This window comes from Rhizobium mongolense subsp. loessense (genome assembly GCF_900099775.1).
In the GTDB taxonomy this organism is placed as follows: Bacteria; Pseudomonadota; Alphaproteobacteria; order Rhizobiales; family Rhizobiaceae; genus Rhizobium; species Rhizobium loessense.
The window spans coordinates 195,324-217,099 of record NZ_FMTM01000001.1; the positions used below are offsets into that span (position 1 = coordinate 195,324).

Annotated in this window: 22 protein-coding genes; 13 read left to right on the forward strand and 9 right to left on the reverse strand. The window is 61.0% G+C overall.

Features of this window, described 5'->3' with window-relative positions:
* Positions 1 to 88: 88 nt before the first annotated feature.
* From BLP23_RS00995 to rsmA, 3 genes are read left to right on the forward strand one after another with little or no spacing between them, the layout of a single operon-like run.
* Entirely contained in the window at positions 89 to 1,039 is a 951-nt protein-coding gene (locus tag BLP23_RS00995; protein ID WP_092583165.1) for a SurA N-terminal domain-containing protein, read from the forward strand.
* 5 nt (positions 1,040 to 1,044) lie between these two features.
* A complete protein-coding gene (gene pdxA / locus BLP23_RS01000; protein WP_092583166.1) occupies positions 1,045 to 2,067 on the forward strand; it encodes a 4-hydroxythreonine-4-phosphate dehydrogenase PdxA in 1,023 nt (340 codons plus the stop codon).
* On the forward strand, positions 2,067 to 2,894 hold the full coding sequence (gene rsmA / locus BLP23_RS01005; RefSeq protein WP_092583167.1) for a 16S rRNA (adenine(1518)-N(6)/adenine(1519)-N(6))-dimethyltransferase RsmA: 828 nt from the start codon (positions 2,067 to 2,069) through the stop codon (positions 2,892 to 2,894). Before pdxA ends, rsmA begins: the two co-directional genes overlap by 1 nt.
* On the opposite strand, the gene gmk is transcribed toward rsmA, so the two are convergent.
* From gmk to fabD, 7 genes are all read right to left on the reverse strand, one after another.
* Positions 2,891 to 3,553, reverse strand: a complete 663-nt coding sequence (gmk, locus tag BLP23_RS01010; RefSeq protein ID WP_092583168.1) for a guanylate kinase — start codon at positions 3,551 to 3,553, stop codon at positions 2,891 to 2,893. The genes rsmA and gmk overlap by 4 nt on opposite strands.
* Positions 3,554 to 3,556: 3 nt before the next feature.
* Positions 3,557 to 4,444 carry a YicC/YloC family endoribonuclease gene (locus tag BLP23_RS01015; RefSeq protein ID WP_092583169.1) on the reverse strand — a complete coding sequence of 296 codons (888 nt, stop codon included), beginning with the start codon at positions 4,442 to 4,444 and terminating at the stop codon, positions 3,557 to 3,559.
* A gap of 14 nt (positions 4,445 to 4,458) precedes the next feature.
* A complete protein-coding gene (gene mltG / locus BLP23_RS01020) occupies positions 4,459 to 5,679 on the reverse strand; it encodes an endolytic transglycosylase MltG (protein ID WP_092584209.1) in 1,221 nt (406 codons plus the stop codon).
* A gap of 118 nt (positions 5,680 to 5,797) precedes the next feature.
* Positions 5,798 to 7,060, reverse strand: coding sequence for a beta-ketoacyl-ACP synthase II (fabF, locus tag BLP23_RS01025; protein ID WP_092583170.1), 1,263 nt, complete (start codon positions 7,058 to 7,060; stop codon positions 5,798 to 5,800).
* A gap of 88 nt (positions 7,061 to 7,148) precedes the next feature.
* Entirely contained in the window at positions 7,149 to 7,385 is a 237-nt protein-coding gene (locus BLP23_RS01030; protein WP_022714691.1) for an acyl carrier protein, read from the reverse strand.
* Positions 7,386 to 7,671: 286 nt separating this feature from the next.
* A complete protein-coding gene (gene fabG / locus BLP23_RS01035; RefSeq protein ID WP_092583171.1) occupies positions 7,672 to 8,409 on the reverse strand; it encodes a 3-oxoacyl-[acyl-carrier-protein] reductase in 738 nt (245 codons plus the stop codon).
* Between the two features lie 30 nt (positions 8,410 to 8,439).
* Positions 8,440 to 9,384, reverse strand: a complete 945-nt coding sequence (gene fabD / locus BLP23_RS01040) for an ACP S-malonyltransferase (RefSeq protein ID WP_092583172.1) — start codon at positions 9,382 to 9,384, stop codon at positions 8,440 to 8,442.
* A 200-nt stretch (positions 9,385 to 9,584) separates the two neighbouring features.
* Here fabD and BLP23_RS01045 point away from each other — a divergent pair, with 200 nt between their 5' ends.
* From BLP23_RS01045 to rplI, 5 genes are all read left to right on the forward strand, one after another.
* A complete protein-coding gene (locus BLP23_RS01045; RefSeq protein WP_092584210.1) occupies positions 9,585 to 10,628 on the forward strand; it encodes an aldo/keto reductase in 1,044 nt (347 codons plus the stop codon).
* A gap of 476 nt (positions 10,629 to 11,104) precedes the next feature.
* A complete protein-coding gene (gene rpsF / locus BLP23_RS01050) occupies positions 11,105 to 11,566 on the forward strand; it encodes a 30S ribosomal protein S6 (RefSeq protein ID WP_022714687.1) in 462 nt (153 codons plus the stop codon).
* A gap of 13 nt (positions 11,567 to 11,579) precedes the next feature.
* A complete protein-coding gene (gene rpsR / locus BLP23_RS01055) occupies positions 11,580 to 11,828 on the forward strand; it encodes a 30S ribosomal protein S18 (protein ID WP_004680498.1) in 249 nt (82 codons plus the stop codon).
* Between the two features lie 153 nt (positions 11,829 to 11,981).
* Positions 11,982 to 12,965, forward strand: a complete 984-nt coding sequence (locus tag BLP23_RS01060) for a DUF2232 domain-containing protein (RefSeq protein WP_092584211.1) — start codon at positions 11,982 to 11,984, stop codon at positions 12,963 to 12,965.
* Positions 12,966 to 12,986: 21 nt separating this feature from the next.
* The gene (gene rplI / locus BLP23_RS01065) at positions 12,987 to 13,565 is read left to right on the forward strand and encodes a 50S ribosomal protein L9 (protein ID WP_022714685.1); all 579 of its coding nucleotides are present in this window, start codon (positions 12,987 to 12,989) and stop codon (positions 13,563 to 13,565) included.
* Positions 13,566 to 13,642: 77 nt separating this feature from the next.
* Here the strand turns inward: rplI and BLP23_RS01070 are convergent, their stop codons facing one another.
* Positions 13,643 to 14,086, reverse strand: a complete 444-nt coding sequence (locus tag BLP23_RS01070) for a MarR family winged helix-turn-helix transcriptional regulator (protein WP_092583173.1) — start codon at positions 14,084 to 14,086, stop codon at positions 13,643 to 13,645.
* A 315-nt stretch (positions 14,087 to 14,401) separates the two neighbouring features.
* Between BLP23_RS01070 and BLP23_RS01075 the strand changes: the two genes are divergently transcribed.
* Positions 14,402 to 15,898: a replicative DNA helicase gene (locus BLP23_RS01075; protein WP_074060728.1), complete on the forward strand. Its 1,497-nt coding sequence runs from the start codon at positions 14,402 to 14,404 to the stop codon at positions 15,896 to 15,898.
* Positions 15,899 to 16,002: 104 nt separating this feature from the next.
* Positions 16,003 to 17,163, forward strand: a complete 1,161-nt coding sequence (gene alr / locus BLP23_RS01080; protein ID WP_092583174.1) for an alanine racemase — start codon at positions 16,003 to 16,005, stop codon at positions 17,161 to 17,163.
* 8 nt (positions 17,164 to 17,171) lie between these two features.
* Here alr and BLP23_RS01085 read toward each other — a convergent pair whose 3' ends face one another.
* Positions 17,172 to 17,807 carry a LysE family translocator gene (locus BLP23_RS01085; protein ID WP_092583175.1) on the reverse strand — a complete coding sequence of 212 codons (636 nt, stop codon included), beginning with the start codon at positions 17,805 to 17,807 and terminating at the stop codon, positions 17,172 to 17,174.
* 142 nt (positions 17,808 to 17,949) lie between these two features.
* On the opposite strand from BLP23_RS01085, the gene radA reads away from it, so the two are divergent.
* The 3 genes from radA to purF all read left to right on the forward strand — a co-directional run bounded on the left by radA (position 17,950) and on the right by purF (position 21,753).
* Entirely contained in the window at positions 17,950 to 19,353 is a 1,404-nt protein-coding gene (gene radA, locus BLP23_RS01090; protein ID WP_092583176.1) for a DNA repair protein RadA, read from the forward strand.
* 97 nt (positions 19,354 to 19,450) lie between these two features.
* Positions 19,451 to 20,089: a CvpA family protein gene (locus BLP23_RS01095; protein WP_092583177.1), complete on the forward strand. Its 639-nt coding sequence runs from the start codon at positions 19,451 to 19,453 to the stop codon at positions 20,087 to 20,089.
* Between the two features lie 173 nt (positions 20,090 to 20,262).
* A complete protein-coding gene (gene purF, locus BLP23_RS01100; protein WP_092583178.1) occupies positions 20,263 to 21,753 on the forward strand; it encodes an amidophosphoribosyltransferase in 1,491 nt (496 codons plus the stop codon).
* The last annotated feature ends 23 nt before the right edge of the window (positions 21,754 to 21,776 follow it).

Sequence of the window (21,776 nt, forward strand, 5' to 3'; positions counted from 1 at the left end):
AGGAATGTCGCCTGGGGGCGGTTCCGACCTCGGTAAAGCTGTGTTCACGCGCACTTGCTGCCGCAGCGTCTATGGGAAGGATCGACACATGATTGGCGCGAGAAAGACTGTCACGACTCTGTTTGCCGGCGCTGCGTTCTGCATGCTCGCCGCGCTTGTTCAGCCACAAGGCGGTTCCGCATTTGCAGCCAGCGAAGTCAAGGCCGTCGTCAACGGGGTGGCACTGACCACGGGCGATGTCGCAAGGCGCCAGGCATTTCTACGTCTCCAGCACCAAAAGGCCGATGCGAAGACGGCGGAAGAATCGCTCGTTGAGGAGACCTTGAAACGTCAGGAAATCTCGCGTGTGCGCATGTCAGTCTCCAAGGATGAAGTCGATGCGTCCTTTGGGCGTTTTGCGTCCGGAAACAAGCTCTCGACCGAGCAGCTTACGCAAATTCTCACTCAGGCCGGGGTCGGTGCCGATCATTTCAAGCAGTATATTGCCGTGCAAATGAGCTGGCCGCGCGTCGTCAATGCGCGCTACGGGTCGAGCGCCCGCATGTCGAGCAGCGACCTTGTCACCCGCATGATGGAAAACAATAAGCAGAAGCCGGTCACGACCGAATATATGCTTCAGCAGATCATCTTCGTGGTGCCGCAATCGAAAAAAGGCATTACGGGCAAACGCAAGAGCGAGGCAGAGGCCTCCCGTTCGAAGTATCCGGGCTGCGAACAGGCAAAGGTTTTTGCAGCAACGATGCGTGACGTTTCGGTCCGCGAACTCGGCCGGGTGCTGGCTCCGGAACTTCCGGCCGAATGGAAGCCGTTGATCGAGCAGGCCAAAGGCAATACCACAGCGACCCGCGTGACTGAAAAGGGCGTGGAATATCTTGCAATCTGCAGCCAGCGCGACGTATCCGACGACACGGCTGCTGAGATCGTGTTCCGCCAGGAGGATCTCAACAAGGCCAAGGCTGGCAAGAGCGCGCCGGAAAATGAAAACGCTACCAAATATCTGGACGAGCTGCGCAAGAAGGCGCAGATCATCTATCGCTGACCGCCGTGGCTACCCCGTTTTCGCGCCCGCTTGCGCTGACGCAAGGCGATCCGGCCGGTATCGGCCCGGACATAACCCTGATGGCCTGGCTGAGGCGGCGTGAGCTCGGCCTGCCGCCCTTCTTTCTGATCGGCGATCCTGACGTGCTGGCGGTAAGAGCACGGCAGCTCGATCTTTCCGTCGCGATAGCCGAAGCGAACGCCGCAACGGCCGCGGATGTCTTTGTCGATGCTCTCCCCGTCCTGCCCGTTCCTGCCGGCGTCGAGGTGGCTGCCGGCGAGCCGCATGTCGCGACTGCAACGGGTACGATCGCCGCGATCGAAACGGCCGTATCGCTGGTCGTCAAGGGCGAGGCAGCCGGTGTCGTCACCAATCCCATCGCTAAAGCCGTTCTTTACGAGGCCGGCTTCCAGTTTCCGGGCCACACCGAGTTCCTTGCCGATCTCGCGAGCCGCGCGACCGGCAATCCTGTCAGGCCAGTGATGATGCTTTCAGGACCAAGGCTGAGGGCGATACCGGTCACCATTCACATTCCGATCAAGGACGTGCCGCAGGCTTTGAGCGGTGAATTGATCGCAGAGACCTGCCGTATCGCGCATTCCGATCTCAGGCACCGCTTCGGCATCGAAAGGCCGCGCCTTGCTGTCGCCGGTCTTAATCCGCATGCCGGCGAGAGCGGAACGATGGGACGCGAGGACGAAGACATCATTCATCCCGCCATACAGCTTGTGCGCTCCGAGGGCATCGACGCGATTGGCCCCCTGCCTGCCGATACCATGTTCCATGACGAGGCTCGCGCCCGGTATGATGTCGCGGTCTGCATGTATCACGATCAGGCCTTGATCCCGGTCAAGGCGCTCGGCTTCGACGATTCCGTCAACGTGACGCTCGGCCTGCCTTTCGTGCGGACCTCGCCGGATCATGGCACAGCCTTTGGCATTGCCGGCAAGGGCATCGCGCGCGAAAAGAGCCTGATTGCCGCCCTCAAGCTTGCAGCCCATCTTAGCCGTCCCGCGGAACACCGCTGATGGCCGCGCTCGATGGTCTGCCGCCGCTTCGCGACGTGATTCAGCGTCACGGCCTCGATGCGCGCAAGGCGCTCGGGCAAAACTTCCTTCTCGACCTCAACCTGACGCAGAAGGTAGCCCGCACGGCAGGATCGCTGGAAGGCTGCACCGTCTTCGAAGTAGGCCCTGGACCCGGCGGGCTGACGCGCGCCATCCTGGCGCTGGGTGCGAAGAAGGTGATTGCCGTCGAGCGTGATCCGCGCTGCCTGCCAGCATTGGCGGAAATATCCGCTCATTATCCGGGCAGGCTCGAGGTCATGGGCGGCGATGCGCTGAAGACCGATTTCGAGGCGCTGGCGCCTGAGGGACCGGTCAAGATCATCGCCAATCTTCCGTACAATGTCGGCACGCAATTGCTGGTGAATTGGCTGCTGCCAAAAGAGTGGCCGCCGTTTTGGGAATCCTTGACGCTGATGTTCCAAAAAGAAGTCGGCGAGCGCATCGTCGCCGAACAGGATGACGACCACTATGGCCGCCTCGGCGTACTGTGCGGCTGGCGCACCGATGCCCGCATGGCTTTCGACGTATCGCCGCAGGCCTTTACGCCGCCTCCGAAGGTGACGTCGACGGTGGTGCATCTGACGCCGAAGGCAAACCCGATCCCCTGCGTCGTCGCCAATCTTGAAAAAGTAACGCATGCGGCCTTCGGTCAGCGGCGCAAGATGCTTCGCCAGAGCCTCAAGCCGCTCGGCGGCGAGAGTCTGCTCAACAAGGTAGGTATAGACTCGCAGCGCCGCGCTGAAACGCTTTCCGTCGAGGAATTCTGCCTGCTTGCTAATTCACTTTAAAGAACCGGCTTCTCTTCCAGCAGTTTGGTGACGAAATCGTAGATGCCGTGCCGCCGGTCGCGGCGCAGGCGCTCGGCCTTCACGATCGACTGCACAGCGTCGAAGGCAGTATCGAGATCGTCGTTGACGATGACATAGTCATATTCCCGCCAATGGGCGATTTCGGCGCGCGAATTGGCAAGCCGCTGGGCGATGACCTCTTCGGAATCTTCCGCACGGCGGTGGAGCCGTGACTGCAACTCGGTCATCGTAGGCGGCAATACGAAGATAGATACGACATCTGCCGACATCTTCTCCTGCAGCTGCTGGGCGCCCTGCCAATCGATGTCGAAAAGCATGTCGCGCCCTTCGGCCATCGCTGCTTCCACCGGTTCGCGCGGCGTGCCGTAGAAATTGCCGTGCACTTCAGCCCATTCCAACAGCGCATCGGAATCGCGCAGTCGCTCGAATTCGCGGATGCTCTTGAAGTGGTAGTGAATGCCCTCGACCTCGCTGGGGCGCCGCTGGCGGGTCGTGACGCTGACGGAGAGGCCGATCTGGCTATCCTGTGCAAGCAGCGTCCGCGCAATCGTCGACTTTCCCGCACCAGAGGGCGACGAGATGACGAGCATCAGACCGCGGCGAGCGATCGGAACGGGCGAAGCTTTCGCCGGTTTCATGTCCTACTCCAGATTCTGGACCTGTTCGCGGAACTGGTCGATGACGACTTTCAGTTCGATGCCGGCGGCAGTGACCGCCGAGGCATTCGACTTCGAACAGATGGTATTCGATTCGCGGTTAAATTCCTGTGCAAGGAAATCGAGCTTGCGGCCGACCGGGCCGCCGCGGCCCAACAGATCCCGTGCGGCCGAGACATGCGCCTTCAGCCGGTCGATTTCTTCGCGCAGATCCGCCTTCGTCGCAAGCAGAGCCGCCTCAGCATGCAGTCTGTCGCGGTCGAGCGCGCCGGCTCCGTCCATCAGCAAGGCAACCTGCGCCTTGATGCGCGCGGAAATCTCCTGCGGCGTACGCGACGGGTCGCGTTCGATCGTGTGCGTCAAGTCCTCGATCGTCGAGACATGATTGAGCAGCACGCGAGACAAAGCAGCCCCCTCCTGTTCCCGCATGAGCTTGAGGTCGGCAAGTGCAGCCAGCAGGCCCTTGGTAACGTCCGCATCGCGGGCGGCGATTTCTTCTTCGCTGTCCTCCGTCTCGCGAAATTCGACGAGCCCACGGATGGAAAGCAGCGTATCCAGGGTCAGAGGCGCCGGATCGATGACGCCTGCAAGCTGGTCACGCATTGCAAGCACATTGGCCAGAGCGTCCTGATTGAGAACCGTTTCGAAGCGGTTTTCGGCTGCCGAAACCGAGAGGTTGGCCTGCATGTTGCCGCGGCTGAACTGTTCGCCCGTAATGCGGCGAACGTCTGTTTCCATGCGCTCGAGGCCCGGCGGCAAGCGAAGGCGCAGGTCGAGCCCCTTGCCGTTGACCGACCGCAGTTCCCAAGCCCAGCGCCAGCGGCCGCTCGTTCCCTCGCGCCGCGCAAAACCGGTCATGGACTGCAAAGCCATCCGAGCCTCCGAAATCAGTTCGTCTTCTTTTTCTTCTGCTGAGCCGCCGGCTCGGCCTGAGCCTCCGGCTGGCCGTCAACCACGATATTCGGATCTGCGCCCTTGTCAGCTTCGAGCTTGCGCCAGCGCTTGACGTTGGCATTGTGCTCTTCGAGCGTCGCCGCAAAAACGTGGCCGCCGGTGCCGTCGGCAACGAAATAGAGGTCCGCCGTCTTCCAGGGATTGGCCGCCGCTTCCAGCGCATCACGGCCGGGATTTGCGATCGGCGTCGGTGGCAGGCCCTTGATCACGTAAGTGTTGTAAGGCGTTTCCTTCTTCAGGTCCGACAGGTAGATCGGCCGGTCGGCAGGTTTGCCGTCACCACCGAAGAGGCCGTAGATGATCGTCGGATCGGACTGAAGCCGCATGCCTTTGGCGAGCCGGTTGAGGAAAACGGATGCGACATGCGCGCGCTCGTCGGGAATGCCAGTCTCCTTCTCGACGATCGAAGCAAGCACCACGAACTCTTCCTTGGATTTCAGCGAGACCGAAGGATCGCGTTTTTCCCAGATCTGGTCGACGAGCTTTTTCTGCTCTGCGGCCATCTGGTCGATGATCTCGGAGCGTTTCGTGCCGCGGGAGAACTTGTAGGTATCGGGGCGCAGGCTGCCTTCGGGCGGTAGCGCCGTCGGCAGCTCGCCTTCGAGGACGGTATCCCCGTTCATGCGGTTGAACATCTGGCGCACCGTCAGGCCCTCCGGGAAGGAGATCGAATAGAGGATCGATTTCCCGGACTTCAGCAGTTCCATGATGTCGTTCATGGAAGCTTTCGCCTTGATCTCGTATTCGCCGGCCTTCAGGCTCTCCCCCTCGTTCAGGTATGTCGCCGTGAGATAGCGGAAGATGCGAGCGTCGGAGACGATGTTGTTGCGCTCAAGATTGGTGGCGATTTCCGTAAGGCCCGCGCCGCTGCGCACGATGAAATTGGTGTTCGTCTCCAGCGGACCAGGCTCCTGGTAGCTGGAGATCGCGTAATAGAAGGCGAAGATGCCGGCGGCGCAGGCAAGCACGACCATCGTCATCAGGAAGTTTAGGAAGATGACGACCTGGCTGCGCGCCTTCTTCGAGCGCTTCGGCGGCTCCGGAACGCGTTCCGGGCGCAGCGCTTCATTGGGCGACTTCGGAATGATCGGCCCGTTCTGCGCCGGATGGCCGTTGTGGCCCGCCGCGTCGTTGCTCTGATTCGTATCGCTCACCGGCAATCCTCTAAACTTGGCCCTGTCCGCTGTTTTAAGAAGCAATACGGCAAAAAACAGGTAGGCCACCCTCCCGAAAGGTTACTGGCCCGTCCTCCCGTCGTGTCAATAACCGCCTTCAGGCAGTATAGCGGCGCAGCACCAGCGATGCATTCGTACCGCCGAATCCGAAGGAATTCGAGAGTGCAACATTGATTTCTCGCTGACGAGCCTTGTGCGGAACAAGATCGATCGCCGTTTCGCGCTCGGGATTATCGAGATTGAGCGTCGGCGGAGCGACGTTGTCGCGGATCGCTAGCGTCGCGAAGATCGCCTCGATGGCACCGGCTGCGCCCAGCAGATGGCCGGTCGCCGACTTGGTCGAAGACATCGAAATCTTCGATGCCGCATTGCCGACCAGACGCTCGACGGCGCCAAGCTCGATCGTATCGGCCATCGTCGACGTGCCGTGCGCGTTGATATAGTCGACATCTGCAGCCGTCAGTCCGGCGCGCTTCAGCGCCATGGCCATGCAGCGCTGCGCGCCGTCACCGTCTTCCGCCGGCGCAGTGATGTGGTAGGCGTCGCCCGAGAGGCCGTAGCCGACGATTTCGGCGTAGATCTTCGCGCCACGCGCCTTGGCATGTTGCAGCTCCTCGAGAACGATGATACCGGCACCTTCGCCCATGACGAAGCCGTCGCGGTCGCGATCGTAGGGACGCGATGCTTTCTCGGGATCGTCGTTGTGCTGCGTGGACAGCGCCTTGCAGGCAGCGAAGCCCGCAAGCGAGATGCGGCTGACCGGCGATTCCGTACCGCCCGCGACCATGACATCGGCATCGCCGAGCGCGATCATACGGGCAGCATCGCCGATGGCGTGCGCGCCAGTCGAGCAGGCGGTGACGACCGAGTGGTTCGGCCCCCTAAGCTTGTGGCGGATCGAGACCTGGCCGGATACGAGGTTGATCAGGCGGCCGGGAATGAAGAAGGGCGAGATACGGCGCGGGCCCTTATCGCGGAGCGTATAGCCCGCCTCGACGATACCCTCGATGCCGCCGATGCCTGAGCCGATCAGCACGCCGGTCGCGATCTGGTCCTCGTCGTTCTCAGGATGCCAGCCGGCGTCGTCCAGCGCCATGTCGGCAGCGGCCATGCCGTAGATGATGAAGGGATCGACCTTGCGCTGTTCCTTCGGCTCCATCCAGTCATCCTGGTTGAAGGTGCCCTCTGTGCCATCACCAACCGGAATGCGGCAGGCAATCTTGGCTGGGAGATCCTCCACCTCGAATTCGGAGACAAGGCGGGCGCCGCTGCGGCCGGCGAGCAACCGCGACCACGTCACTTCAGTTCCGCATCCCAAGGGTGATACCATACCGGTACCAGTGATGACGACCCGTCTCATGGACAGCTTCCCCGCCTATTCTTTCACTAAAGCAATGCACAAACAAAAAGGGCGGACTCATGGCCCGCCCTTTGAAAATCACACAGGATTAAGCCTGGGCCTTTTCAATGAACTTTACTGCATCGCCGACCGTAAGGATCGAGTCTGCTGCGTCGTCCGGAATTTCTACGCCGAATTCTTCTTCGAAGGCCATGACCAGTTCGACCGTGTCGAGCGAGTCAGCGCCCAGATCGTCGATAAAGCTGGCGCTCTCGACAACCTTCTCGGCATCGACGCCAAGATGATCAATAACAATTTTCTTTACGCGTTCTGCGATATCGCTCATGTCGGTTTCCTCGACCTTATATCCTGATGAGAATGCCTTCCGGCATCCCTACCCTGGTTCAGCCTTCGGCGCCCTCTCGGCACTTTCAGCAAACTCGTTAGCCCGGCTCTCTAAGATGTTCCCCGCTGGCAAAACGCCCGCCGGTCCGCCTTGTTTCCCGGAACGACTGTGACAGTCATGGCCCGCTTAACACGGTTTATGTCTGCCGCAAAGCCTGAAAATCAACCCTGTTCCATTGCTCAACACGCTATTCCATCGAAAAACGCAAACAGGGCCAGTTTCTGTTTCAGATCATGGCCATGCCGCCGTTTACGTGCAGCGTCTGACCCGTCATATAGGCGGCTTCCGAGGAGGCGAGATAGGCAACGGCGGACGCCACTTCGCCACCCGTGCCCATGCGCTTCATCGGGATGGCCCCCATGATCGCTTCCTTCTGCTTGTCGTTCAGCTTGCCGGTCATGGCGGATTCGATGAAGCCCGGCGCGACGCAATTGACAGTCACGTTGCGCGTCGCGATCTCCTGGGCGAGCGACTTGGTGAAACCGATCATGCCGGCCTTGGAGGCGCAGTAGTTCGCCTGACCGGGGTTGCCGGTGACACCGACCACCGAGGTGATGTTGATAATGCGGCCGTAGCGGCGGCGCATCATCGGATGCGTCAGTTCGCGCGTCAGGCGGAACATCGCGGTCAGGTTGACCTCTATGACGTTATCCCAGTCCTCGTCGCTCATCCGGACGAAGAGGCCGTCCTTGGTGATGCCTGCGTTGTTCACCAGAATATCGACGCCTTCGAGCTCGGCTTCGGCCCTGACGCCGAGCGCCTTGACCTCGTCACGGTCGGAGAGGTTCGCCGGGAATATCTTGACGCGGTCGCCAAGCTCGTTTGCCAGCGCTTCAAGCTTTTCGACGCGCGTGCCGTGAAGGCCGACGACGGCGCCCTGTTTGTGGAGAATGCGGGCGATTTCTTCGCCGATGCCGCCGGATGCACCGGTAACGAGCGCCTTGCGGCCGGAAAGATCGAGCATGGATGCGTTCCTTATATCTGGTGAAACCAATCAGGCCATGAGGGCGGCGACGGCCGCGTCGATATCGGCGGGCGTATTGACGGCAATGCCGTTCACCGTCTTGTCGATGCGGCGCGCAAGACCGGTCAGCACCTTGCCGGAGCCGAGTTCATAAAGCGTCGTGACATTGTTTGCGGCAAACCATTCTACCGTTTCGCGCCAGCGGACCTGACCGGTGACCTGCTCGACGAGGAGCCTGGCAATCTCATCGGCGTCTGTCACTGGCGCGGCGCGAACGTTGGCAATCAGTGGCACGACCGGGTTGGACTTCGAAACGCCCGCGAGCGCTTCGCGCATCGCCTCGGCAGCCGGCGCCATCAGTGAGGAGTGGAAGGGAGCTGAAACCGGCAGAAGGATCGCACGCTTGGCGCCCTTCTCGGTTGCCAGTGCCGCACCCTTTTCGACCGCGGCCTTTTCGCCGGAGATGACGATCTGGCCGCCGCCGTTATCGTTGGCGATCTGGCAGGCACCAGCGGCCGAAGCAGCTTCGCAAACGGCCACGACATCGGCATGTTCCAACCCGATGATCGCCGCCATGGCACCAACGCCGACAGGAACGGCAGCCTGCATGGCGTTGCCGCGAATACGCAGCAGACGCGCGGTTTCGGCGAGTGAGAAGGTGCCCACGGCACAGAGTGCGGAATATTCGCCGAGCGAATGACCGGCAACACAGGACACCTTCGACTTGAGATCGAGACCCTTCGCCTGAAGGACACGGACGACCGCAAGCGATACTGCCATGAGCGCCGGCTGGGCATTGGCCGTCAGCGTCAGTGTATCTTCCGGGCCTTCGAACATGATTGTTGAAAGCTTTTCACCGAGCGCATCGTCAACCTCTTCGAAGACGGAACGGGCCTCGGAAAAATTTTCCGCGAGTTCCTTGCCCATGCCCACGGCCTGGCTTCCCTGGCCGGGAAATGTGAAAGCGACGGTCATCTAATGTCCCTTATTATGTCAATTTGGACTATTTCGCCTCCAATTGACGTTCTTGCGGGCAGAGTCAATAGCGCCGCCAGGGACTTCAGAGCCTTTTGCAGGCGCGAAAAGCCGCGATTTTTTTCTTGCGCTTGCGCAATTCACGCCTAAATTTGCGCCGCTCTCCCGGCTACGCCCGCTCATCCGTTTTCAAGGTTCCAATGAAGTTTAACAGATTAGGCCGCACCGATATTTCCGTTTCGCAAATCTGCCTCGGCACCATGACGTGGGGCACGCAGAACACCGAAACCGAAGCGCATGAGCAGATGGATTACGCCGTCGATAACGGCGTGAACTTCTTCGATACCGCCGAGCTTTACCCTACAACTCCCCTTTCAGCGGAGACGCAGGGGCGCACCGAGGCCTATATCGGCAGCTGGTTCGCAACGACCGGCAAGCGCAACGACATCGTGCTGGCGACAAAGGTCGCGGGGCCCGGACGCTCCTATATCCGGGGCGGCGAAGGTGCCGACGCCAAGAATATCAAGCATGCCGTCGAAGCAAGTCTCAAGCGGCTGCAGACCGATTACATCGATCTCTACCAAATTCATTGGCCGAGCCGTGGGCATTTCCACTTCCGGCAGAACTGGCACTACGACCCCTTCAAGCAGGATCGGGCAAAGGCGGTCGCCAACATCACCGATATCCTCGAGACGATGGATATGCTCGTGAAGGAAGGCAAGGTGCGCGCCGTCGGCCTGTCCAATGAAACTGCGTGGGGCACGCAGAAATACCTGACGCTCTCCGAGCAGAAGGGCCTTCCACGCGTCGCCAGCGTCCAGAACGAATACAGCCTGCTTTGCCGCCACTTCGACCTGGACATGGCGGAACTGTCGCATCACGAGGATGTGGGCCTGCTCGCCTATTCACCGCTTGCTGCTGGCCTGCTCACGGGAAAATATCTCGATGGCGCCAGGCCGGAAGGATCGCGCGCTACGATCAACGGCGATCTCGGCGGCCGGTTGCAGCCGCTGCAGGAAGCGCCCACCAGGGCCTGCGTCGAGATTGCAGCGAAGCACTGGCTTGATCCGGCAGCCATGGCGCTTGCCTTCTGCCTCACCCGCCGCTTCATGACCTCCGTCATCATCGGCGCAACGACGATGGAGCAGCTGAAGATCGACCTGAGCGCCGTCGAGGTTAAACTCTCGAGCGACGTCCTCTCCGAGATCGAAAAGGTCCACCGGCAATATCCGATGCCGCTGTGACGAGTGCTCCGGGCTTCGGATAAACCAAGCCCGGAACATCTGTTTCCCGCGCTACGGTGATGATCGCTTCCAGGTCGGCGTCTGTCGCATGCAGCGCTCATCGAAAGCCGGAGCGGGTCCAAAGCCGAAGCGGGTTCCCGGCTGGCCTGTCGGACTTTCTGGCATGTGCAGAATTTACCCTCAAGATGACTGTAAACGGCACATAGCCCTGCTTAATTGCAGCCGAACGCTTGCCTTTCGCAGAAAAATCCGTATAAGCGCCCCTGTTCGCAAACCCGGTCTTCTGGCTGGTGGCTGAACGGAGGGCCGGTTTCTTTGGAAATCGTTCGGAACGGAAGCGTTCCAGCCTCCCGTGTCTCCGCTCTCGACCGTCTCGGAAACGCTTTTCTTGCCTGGGTTCGGCCCAATCAGGAGCAGTCGTTGAGGCTTAGCCGCCGAATATCGGGTTGAACCAACGCAAGAAAGGCAAAGCTGTCATGGCTCTTTATGAACATGTATTCCTTGCCCGGCAGGATATTTCCGCTCAGCAGGTCGATGCCCTCGTAGAACAGTACAAGGGCGTGATCGAGGCTAACGGCGGCAAGGTCGGGCGCATCGAAAACTGGGGTCTTAAGTCCCTCACCTACCGCATCAAGAAGAACCGCAAGGCTCACTACGCCCTGATGGACATCGATGCACCGGCAGCTGCCGTCCAGGAAATGGAACGCCAGATGCGCATCAGCGAAGATGTTCTGCGTTACATGACGCTCGCCGTCGAAAAGCACGAAGAAGGCCCGTCTGCCATGATGCAGAAGCGCGACCGCGACGACCGCGGCCCGCGTGACGGCGCCCGTGGCCCGCGCGAAGGCGGTTTCGACCGTGGCCCGCGCCCGCCGCGTGAAGGTGGCTTCGGCGACCGTGAAGACCGTCCGCGCCGTCCGCGCGAAGACCGCGTATAAGGAGATTTGAGATATGTCTGAAGCGTCCTCCGCTCCGGTCCGCCGCCCGTTCCACCGCCGCCGCAAGACCTGCCCGTTCTCGGGCGCGAATGCTCCGCGGATCGACTACAAGGACGTCCGTCTTCTGCAGCGTTACATTTCCGAGCGCGGCAAGATCGTTCCGTCCCGCATCACGGCCGTTTCGCAAAAGAAGCAGCGCGAACTCGCCCAGGCGATCAAGCGCGCCCGCTTCCTCGGCCTGCTGCCGTACGTCGTAGCTTAATTTGCTATCGCGACCCTCTGGTCCCAAACCAGAGGGTCGCATCCCTTCCGCGATGGGCGCGGATCGGAACCCTGAAAACCCATGTTGAGGCGGGTTTTTCTGAATTTGATTCAGGATACATCCTCTAACTGCTTGATGAAGCAGGACAGCGACGTGACCAAAATGAACTTCAAGAGGCTGCTGACCGGCGCGCTCGCCGGAATGACCGCCGCGCTCCTGGCGCTCGGCGCGAGCGTGCAGTTGTCGTTCAGCGCCCTGCTCTACGCCGCTTCCGCCCTGCCCATCCTTCTCGTGGGTCTCGGCTGGGGCAATGCCGCGGCAATCTCTGCCGTCGTCACCGCTGCCGCCTTCGGTGCTGTCGCCGGCTCTCCGGCCTTCGCACTGATGATGACGCTGGTGACGCTGATTCCCGCCGGCTGGATCAGCCACCTGGCAAACCTTGCCCGCCCCGCCGCCGAGCTCGGCGGCCCGGAACACCTGACGGCCTGGTATCCGCTCTCCGACATCCTGCTGCATCTCTGCGGCCTGGTGACGCTCGCCGTCATCGTGACCGGCTACATGATCGGCTATGGCCCGGAACTTATCGGCCAGATGGTAGACGCACTTTTCGGTTCCTTTGCGCAGCAACAGCCGGATTTCACTTTCAATGACACGGCCACCGCGCAGACCAAGTCGCTGCTGCTCCTGATGCTGCCCGCCATTCAGGGCGCGATGTGGGTGCTGATGCTTTTTGCGGCCTACTATATCGCGGCACGCATCGTGAATGCGTCCGGCCGCGCGCTTCGCCCGCGCGAGGACATTCCGTCGGCGCTGCGCATGAACCGCAACGCGATCTTTGTCTTCCTCGCTGGTCTTGCCGCCACCTTCTTCGGCGGCGTTCCGGCGATGATCGGAGCAACTGTCGTCGGCACCTTTGGCGCCGGCTTCCTGCTTTCCGGCTTCGCCGCGCTGCATTTCCGCACGCGCGGCAAGGACTGGCGCGTGCCGGCGCTCGTCCTCTGCTACCTGGCATCGCTCGTTCTGATGCTGCCAGCTTTTTTCATTCTTGTCGTCGGTCTGTCCGATACGCGCAAAGCGATTGCCCTCACCCCGAACAAGAATGCCGATGCCCCTCAATCCACAGACAAGAAAATCTAGAGACACGAAAGGAAAACGAAGATGGAAGTCATTCTTCTCGAACGCATCTCCAAGCTCGGCCAGATGGGCGAAACCGTCAAGGTTCGCGACGGCTTTGCACGCAACTACCTCCTGCCGCTCGGCAAGGCACTGCGCGCCAACGCCGCCAACAAGGCCCGTTTCGAATCCGAACGCGCAACGCTCGAAGCCCGCAACCTCGAGCGCAAGTCGGAAGCCCAAAAGGTCGCCGATGTCCTCGACGGCAAGTCCTTCATCGTCGTTCGCTCTGCCGGCGAAACAGGCCAGCTCTACGGCTCGGTTGCTGCCCGCGACGTCGTTGAAATCCTGGCCGCCGAAGGCTTCAACATCGGCCGCAACCAGGTTCACCTGAACACGCCGATCAAGGCGATCGGTATCCACAAGGTCGAACTGCAGCTTCACGCCGAAGTCGAAATCCACGTCAATCTCAACGTTGCCCGCTCCGCCGACGAAGCCGAGCGCCAGGCAAAGGGCGAGACGCTCACCTCCGTCGACGCAATCTACGGCGTTGATGAAGACGCCCTTCGCGCGGAAGACTTCTTCGATCCGGATGCCGACGGCAACGCCGAAGACGAAGCATAAGCTTCGCAAGCTTACTTCACAAAGCAGAAGCCCGGCTCCAGGCCGGGCTTCTTGCGTTTGTCAGTTGGCCGCGATTTTCATTGCCCCCGAACCGCCAGGAGGTTTGCCTGCATGGCGCGGATGACGCTCAGCGTCGTCCTCAAGTCATTTTCGGAAATGCCGGCGACGACCCGGGCGCGCACCTCTGCGGCGAGATCCTCGACCTCACCGGCGACGGCCCTTCCCGCATCCGTGATGTAGATCTCCTTGGCGCGGCGATCGGAACCGGCGACGCGGCGTTCCAGGAAACCCTGCGCCTCCATTGCGTCGAGGATCCGGACCAGCGTCGGCGTTTCGAGTTCCAGCCGTTCGGCCAGTTCTCGCTGATTGATGCCGTCCTTCTTGTTGAGCGTAAAAAAGACTCGCGCGCGCGGCAGTGTCATGTTTCTCTCACGCACGAGGGAATCGAACGTCGCTCGCAATTTTCGGGTAAACGCAGCGATGTCCTCAATGAGTTCCCGCCTGAGAAGCATATTCGCCATAGATTCCCCATTATTTAGTTAGCGCACTAATTATATTTCCTCTGTCTAGTTGAGTTCAGACGTCTTTTCAAGTGCCACGCTCAAGGCATTCAGGCTAAAATATTTTAGTTGGAATGAGTCGCGGTCCTTATGCCGTGTCCTCAAGGTGACATCGGCAATATTTTCTCCCTGGCGGCCATCAGCGCTGTGGAGAAGTCGAACAATGTGCAAAGCGTTACGGATTTCACGACAGGCCCAAGGCTGTTGCGGAGCTGCACTTGCATTTGCCTTGGCGAGCCTTCAAATCCGGGTACGGAAAAGACAGAACGGATCAAGATGAACGACGCCGCGCGAAAGATTGCCGCCGTTGCTCCAGCAGAGCAGCACTACCGCGAAGCACCTAACAACATCGAAGCCGAGCAGGCGCTTCTGGGTGCCATCCTGATGAACAACGACGCCTATTACCGGGTGTCCGACTTCCTGAAGCCGATTCATCTCTATGAACCGCTCCACCGAAAGATTTTCGAGGTCGCGGGCGACATTATCCGTATGGGCAAGATCGCCAATCCAGTGACGATCAAGACCTTCCTGAAGGCCGACGAGAAGGTCGGCGACATGACGGTCTCCGAATATCTCGCGCGCCTTGCCCGCGAAGCCGTGACAATCATCAACGCCGAGGACTACGGGCGCGCGATCTACGATCTGGCGCTGCGGCGGGCGCTGATTACCATCGGCGAGGACATGGTCAACATCGCCTATGACGCGCCGCTCGACATGCCGCCGCAGACGCAGATCGAAGATACCGAGCGTCGCCTCTTCGAGCTTGCCGAAAACGGCCGCTACGACGGCGGCTTCCAGGCCTTCAACGACGCGGTGGCGCTGGCGATCGACATGGCGGCAGTTGCCAAGGAACGCGACGGCGGCCTCTCGGGCATTTCGACCGGCATCCATTCGCTCGATTCGAAGATGGGCGGACTGCAGCGCTCCGACTTGATTATCCTTGCCGGACGTCCGGGGATGGGCAAGACCTCGCTTGCGACCAATATCGCCTACAATATCGCCGCCGCCTATGAGGGCGAAGTCCAATCCGACGGCAGCATGAAGGCGAAGAACGGTGGCGTCGTCGGGTTCTACTCGCTCGAAATGTCGTCGGAACAGCTCGCCACCCGCATCATCTCCGAACAGACGGAAGTCTCCTCCTCGAAAATCCGCCGCGGTGACATCAACGACGCGGACTTCGAAAAACTCGTCGCCTGCTCGATGATGATGCAGAAGGTGCCGCTCTACATCGACCAGACCGGCGGCATCTCCATCGCCCAGCTGGCCGCCCGCGCCCGGCGGCTTAAGCGCCAGCGCGGCCTCGACGTGCTGGTCGTCGACTACGTGCAGCTGATGACCGGCTCGGGCAAGTCGAACGAGAACCGCGTCCAGGAAATTACCCAGATCACCACCGGCCTGAAAGCCCTCGGCAAGGAACTGAACGTTCCGATCATCGCGCTCTCACAGCTTTCGCGTCAGGTCGAAAGCCGCGACGACAAGCGCCCGCAGCTCTCCGACCTGCGTGAATCGGGCTCGATCGAGCAGGACGCCGACGTCGTGCTCTTCGTGTTCCGCGAGGAATATTACGTTAAGAACATGGAACCCCGCGATCCGGCCGATCCGAAATATGCGGAGTGGGAAGCGCTGTTCGACAAGGTGAAGGGCACGGCGGACGTCATCATCGCCAAGCAGCGTCACGGACCGACCGGCACAGTAAAGCTTGCCTTCCAGGCGGAGTTCACGCGCTTTGCCGACCTCGCCGACCCGTCCTTCATTCAGTACGAGGAACACTAGCAATTCCGATTTCTTGCTGCAGTGCGGCGGCGGACTTCCTATTGACCAAATTGACCTTTAGACTGGCCGGAGACTCATCTCCGGCCGTTTTTTAATGTGGATTCATGACTGAAAATTCCGCCGCCTCCGAAGAAGACAGGTTTGCTTCCGCCGGCGTGCGGCTGACTGTCGACCTGACTGCGCTGACGGAAAACTGGCGGGACATGGCACGGCGCTCCAAAAGGGCGCGCGCATCTGCGGTTGTGAAGGCGGACGCCTATGGCATGGGCATCGAGGATGCTGGGGAAGCGCTCTACATCGCCGGTGCCCGCGACTTCTTCGTCGCAACTGTCGATGAGGGCGTGACGCTGCGCCTCTACGCGCCCGATGCGCGCATCTTCGTGCTCGCCGGCATCTGGCCAGGCACTGAAAGACGCTTCTTTGAAAACGACCTCGTGCCGGTCATCTCCTCCCAGGAACAGCTCGCCTTTTGGATGGCGGTGCTTTCGGAATATGGCGACTACCCTTGCGCGCTGCATGTCGACACCGGCTTCAACCGGCTCGGCCTTCATATCGACGAAGCGCTTGCGCTGGCTGATGACGTCTCCCGCCCGGCCAGCTTCGCCCCGGTTCTCGTCATGAGCCATCTCGCCTGCGGCGACGATCCGTCATCTCAGATGAACAAGCAGCAGCTCGAATCATTCCGCAAGGTTAGCGCCGCATATGAAGGTATCGAATCAAGCCTCGCTGCATCAGGCGGCATTTTTCTCGGCGAGGATTACCATTTCGACCTGACGCGCCCCGGCATTGCCATCTACGGCGGCGAAGCGGTGAGCGGCATGGCCAACCCCATGCGGCCGGTTGCGACCGCGGAGGCCCGCGTGATCCAGGTCCGCACCGTGCGCGCTGGCGAATCCGTGAGTTACGGCCGGGCGCTGAAGCTTGACCGCGATAGCCGCCTCGCCATCGTTTCCGCCGGTTATGCCGACGGCTACATGCGAAGCCAGTCGAGCGGCGGCGTCCCGCTTCGCCAAGCCGTGCCGCAGGGCGGCCAAGGCTTCTTTGAGGGCCACACCGTGCCGGTCGCCGGGCGCATCACCATGGATCTTTCCATCTTCGATGTGACCGACCTGCCGGAAAACCTCATCCGTGCCGGCGATTACATCGAACTCTTCGGCAGGAACGTCCCCGTTGACGATGCGGCACGGGCGGCAGGCACGATCGGCTATGAGATGCTGGCAAGCGTCGGGTTGCGGTATGAGCGAAAATACGTCAGCGAAGAATGAGGTGCCGCTCAGCGGCTTGTCAGGGCCAGCCGCACGCCAAGGGCAACGAACAGCGCGCCTAGCCCGCGATCGAGCCAGAGACTAACCCTCCTATCGCGTTTGATCAGATCGGCAAGCCGTCCTCCGGCCAGGATCAGCGGCGGCTCGATGAAGGCAGCCACGACGATAATCAGCCCGCCGTGCACGGAAAGCTGTAGCCAGGCAGGCCCGGCGCCTTCGACGACGAACTGCGGCAGGAAGGCGAGAAAGAAGATCGCAACCTTCGGGTTAAGCAGCGAAACGAGCACGCCCTGCCGGTAGATCCGCCCTGAGCCCAGCCTTTCGCCTGCCGCCTTGACGAAGCCGCCCTCGCCGCTTGAGCGCAGGACCTGGATGCCGAGCCAGACGAGATAGATCGCACCGAGCCACTTCACTGCCGAGAAGGCAATGGCAGAGGCGGCAAGTACCGCCGAAAGGCCGCAGGCTGCGAGAAGCGCGTGCAGGCAGGCGCCGGTCCAGATGCCGAAGACAGCCGAAAAGCCGGCACGCGTGCCGCTTTTGATCGTATGGCCGAGGATAAAAGCCATATCCGGACCCGGCGACAGGTTCAAAAGCACGGCGGCGGTGAAGAAGGCGATCCAGTGGGCGAGCGAATAATCGAGCATTGAGCGATCCGTCGGATGATCCTTCCATGCTGCCACTTGGGCGCCTGATGGGAAAATCATTAGTTTTGATCGGTCCCGCAAGCCATTATCTAGGGCAAATCTGATTCGGGCGCGCCGGCGCTCATGGGCGAAAGCATCATTGATGGCGAAGGCCAGGACACAATTTATCTGTCAGAGCTGCGGCACGATCCACAACCGCTGGGCGGGCAAATGCGAGAACTGCGGCGAGTGGAACACCATCGTCGAGGAAGACCCGATGGGCGGGATCGGTGGCGGACCGGCAAGGACGCCGAAGAAGGGCCGCCCGGTGACGCTGACTGCGCTTTCCGGCGAGATCGAAGAAGCGCCGCGCATCCATACCGGCATCTCGGAACTCGACCGGGCGCTCGGCAGCGGTTTCGTGCGCGGCTCGGCGGTGCTCGTCGGCGGCGATCCCGGTATTGGCAAGTCGACGCTGCTGATGCAGGCGGCGGCAGCGCTTTCGCGCCGCGGTCACAAGATCATCTACGTCTCGGGCGAAGAGGCCGTGGCGCAGGTTCGGCTACGCGCCCAGCGCCTGTGCGCGGCCGACACCGACGTGATGCTTGCCGCGGAGACCAATGTCGAGGATATCCTCGCGACGCTCGCAGACGGCAAGCGGCCGGATCTCGTCATCATCGACTCGATCCAGACGCTCTGGAGCGAACTGGCGGAATCGGCGCCCGGGACGGTCACGCAGGTGCGCACCGGCGTGCAGTCGATGATCCGCTTCGCCAAGCAGACGGGAGCGGCCATGGTTCTCGTCGGCCACGTCACCAAGGACGGCCAGATCGCCGGTCCTCGGGTGGTGGAACACATGGTCGACGCCGTGCTCTACTTCGAAGGTGACCGCGGCCATCACTACCGCATCCTGCGCACGGTCAAGAACCGCTTCGGGCCAACCGACGAGATCGGCGTCTTCGAAATGTCCGACGGCGGCCTGCGTGAAGTCGCCAATCCATCTGAACTTTTCCTCGGCGAGCGCAATGCAAAGTCACCGGGAGCGGCGGTCTTTGCCGGCATGGAAGGAACGCGCCCGATCCTCGTCGAAGTGCAGGCGCTGGTGGCGCCGACATCGCTCGGAACGCCGCGCCGCGCCGTGGTCGGCTGGGATTCCGCCAGACTTTCGATGATCCTTGCGGTGCTCGAGGCCCATTGCGGCGTTCGGCTCGGTCAGCATGACGTCTATTTGAATGTCGCCGGCGGCTATCGTATCAGCGAGCCGGCGGCTGATCTCGCCGTCGCATCGGCATTGGTTTCCTCGCTAGCCGGTATTGCTCTCCCGGCCGATTGCGTCTATTTCGGCGAAGTCAGCCTGTCGGGGGCCGTCCGTCCGGTTGCGCATACCCCTCAGCGCCTCAAAGAAGCCGAGAAGCTGGGATTTTCTGCAGCGCTGCTTCCGTCAGCCTCCGTCGATTTGCCGAAGGGTTCGGGCGGACGCTGGAACGAGATCGAGAGCCTGCCGGATCTGGTCGTGCGCATTGCCGGATCCAAAGGTGCGCTACGACGTGTGGAAGACGAGGTTTGATCCTTTCATTGCCATAAACGGTGATGATATAGGATGCACACGAATGAGGCCCGACCGAACCGCATCACCCACGCGGCGGTCCTGGAGTTGAATTTATATGCCCATCACGATTTTCGACGGTATTGTCATCGGCGTCGTCCTCTTCTCCGCCGTTCTGGCGATGGTCCGCGGCTTTTCGCGCGAAGTGCTGTCGATCGCAAGCTGGGGCGGCTCGGCGGCTGCCGCCTACTACCTCTATCCGCACCTCGTTCCTTACGCGAAGAGGTACACCGATGATGACCGCATCGCGATCGTCGGCTCCGCCGCCGTCGTGTTCCTGATCGCGTTGATCGTCATCTCCTTTATCACCATGAAGATTGCCGATTTCATCATCGACAGCCGGATCGGCGCGCTCGACCGCACTTTGGGCTTCCTCTTCGGCGCGGCACGCGGCATACTGCTTCTCGTCGTGGCAGTGGCCTTCTGGAACTGGCTCGTCGATGCCGATCACCGGCCCTCTTGGGTGAACAACGCCAAGTCCAAGCCGTTCCTTGACTCGATGGTCGTAAAGCTGCAATCGGTCCTGCCTGAGGAATTCGCACAGATGGTGAAAGCCAGCGTGCTCGAGAAGGTTCAGCCGCCGGCCGAAGGCACGCAAGGCAGCAATGCACCGGCCGGCGAACAGGCCCCGGCGGATGATACAGCGCCTGCAGGTGGCGCAGCCCCGTCGGGCGGCGCGCAGCCGCAGTCGAATTGACACAGTGTTCAACAGCTTGACCTGCCGCGTGGCAATTGCCATTTGAGCGGGACGTGACATAAGGGTCCGGTCGGGCATTTGCTCTGCCGGGCCCCCGCCGTTTAAAATGCCTGAATCCGGCATCATGCTATGGAAAAGCCGATCCATTCTTGTGAGAGCAAAGGCCCGCATCAATGAACCAGTCCCATTCCTCCACGCTCAACGATGAACTCGATGGAGATACACTCCACGAGGAATGCGGCGTCTTCGGCATTCTCGGCCATCCCGATGCAGCAACGCTGACGGCGCTCGGGCTTCACGCCCTCCAGCATCGCGGACAGGAAGCGGCCGGTATCGTCACCTTCGACGGCCGCCAGTTCCATACCGAAAAGCGCATGGGGCTCGTCGGCGACCACTACACCGATCCTGCAACGCTCGCGAAACTGCCAGGCTTCATCTCCATCGGCCACACGCGCTATTCGACGACGGGCGAAGTGGCACTCCGCAACGTCCAGCCGCTCTTTGCCGAGCTGGAAGTCGGTGGCATCGCTGTCGCCCATAACGGCAACTTCACCAACGGCCTGACGCTTCGCCGTCAACTGATTGCCGACGGCGCCATCTGTCAGTCGACCTCGGATACCGAAGTCGTCCTCCACCTGATCGCCCGCTCCAAACAGGCCTCCTCCTCTGACCGCTTTATCGATGCGATCCGCCAGATGGAAGGCGGTTATTCGATGCTGGCCATGACCCGCACGAAGCTGATCGCCGCGCGCGACCCGATCGGCATCCGTCCGCTCGTCATGGGCGAGCTCGACGGCAAGCCGATCTTCTGTTCGGAGACCTGTGCGCTCGACATCATCGGCGCCAAATACATCCGCGACGTCGAGAACGGCGAAGTCGTCATCTGCGAAATCCAGCCGGACGGCTCGATCACCATCGACGCCCGCAAGCCCGAAACACCGAAGCCGGAGCGTCTCTGCCTCTTCGAATTTGTTTACTTCGCTCGCCCTGACTCCGTCGTCGGCGGCCGCAGCATCTATGTCGCCCGCAAGAACATGGGCATCAATCTCGCCAAGGAAGCCCCGGTCGATGCCGATGTCGTCGTGCCAGTTCCCGATGGCGGTACGCCGGCAGCGCTCGGTTACGCTCAGCAGAGTGGCATTCCTTTCGAGTACGGCATCATCCGCAACCACTATGTCGGCCGTACCTTCATTGAGCCGACGCAGCAGATCCGCGCCTTCGGCGTTAAACTGAAGCATTCGGCCAACCGGGCGATGATCCAAGGCAAGCGCGTCGTCCTCGTCGACGATTCGATCGTGCGCGGCACCACCTCGCTGAAGATCGTCCAGATGATCCGCGACGCAGGCGCGAAGGAAGTGCACATCCGCGTCGCAAGCCCGATGATCTATTTCCCGGACTTCTACGGCATCGATACGCCGGACGCCGACAAGCTGCTTGCCAATCAGTACAACAGCCTGAAGGCGATGTGCGATTACATCGGTGCCGATTCGCTCGAATTCCTCTCGATCGACGGGCTTTATCGTGCGGTCGGTGGAGAAGATCGCAACAACGAGAATCCGCAGTTCACCGACCACTATTTCACCGGCGACTACCCGACGCGGCTGCTCGACAAGGAAAGCACGAGCAACGTGCGCAAGCTCGCCGTGATGGCCAGCAACGGCTAAGGGACTTCATAAATCTGAATGAA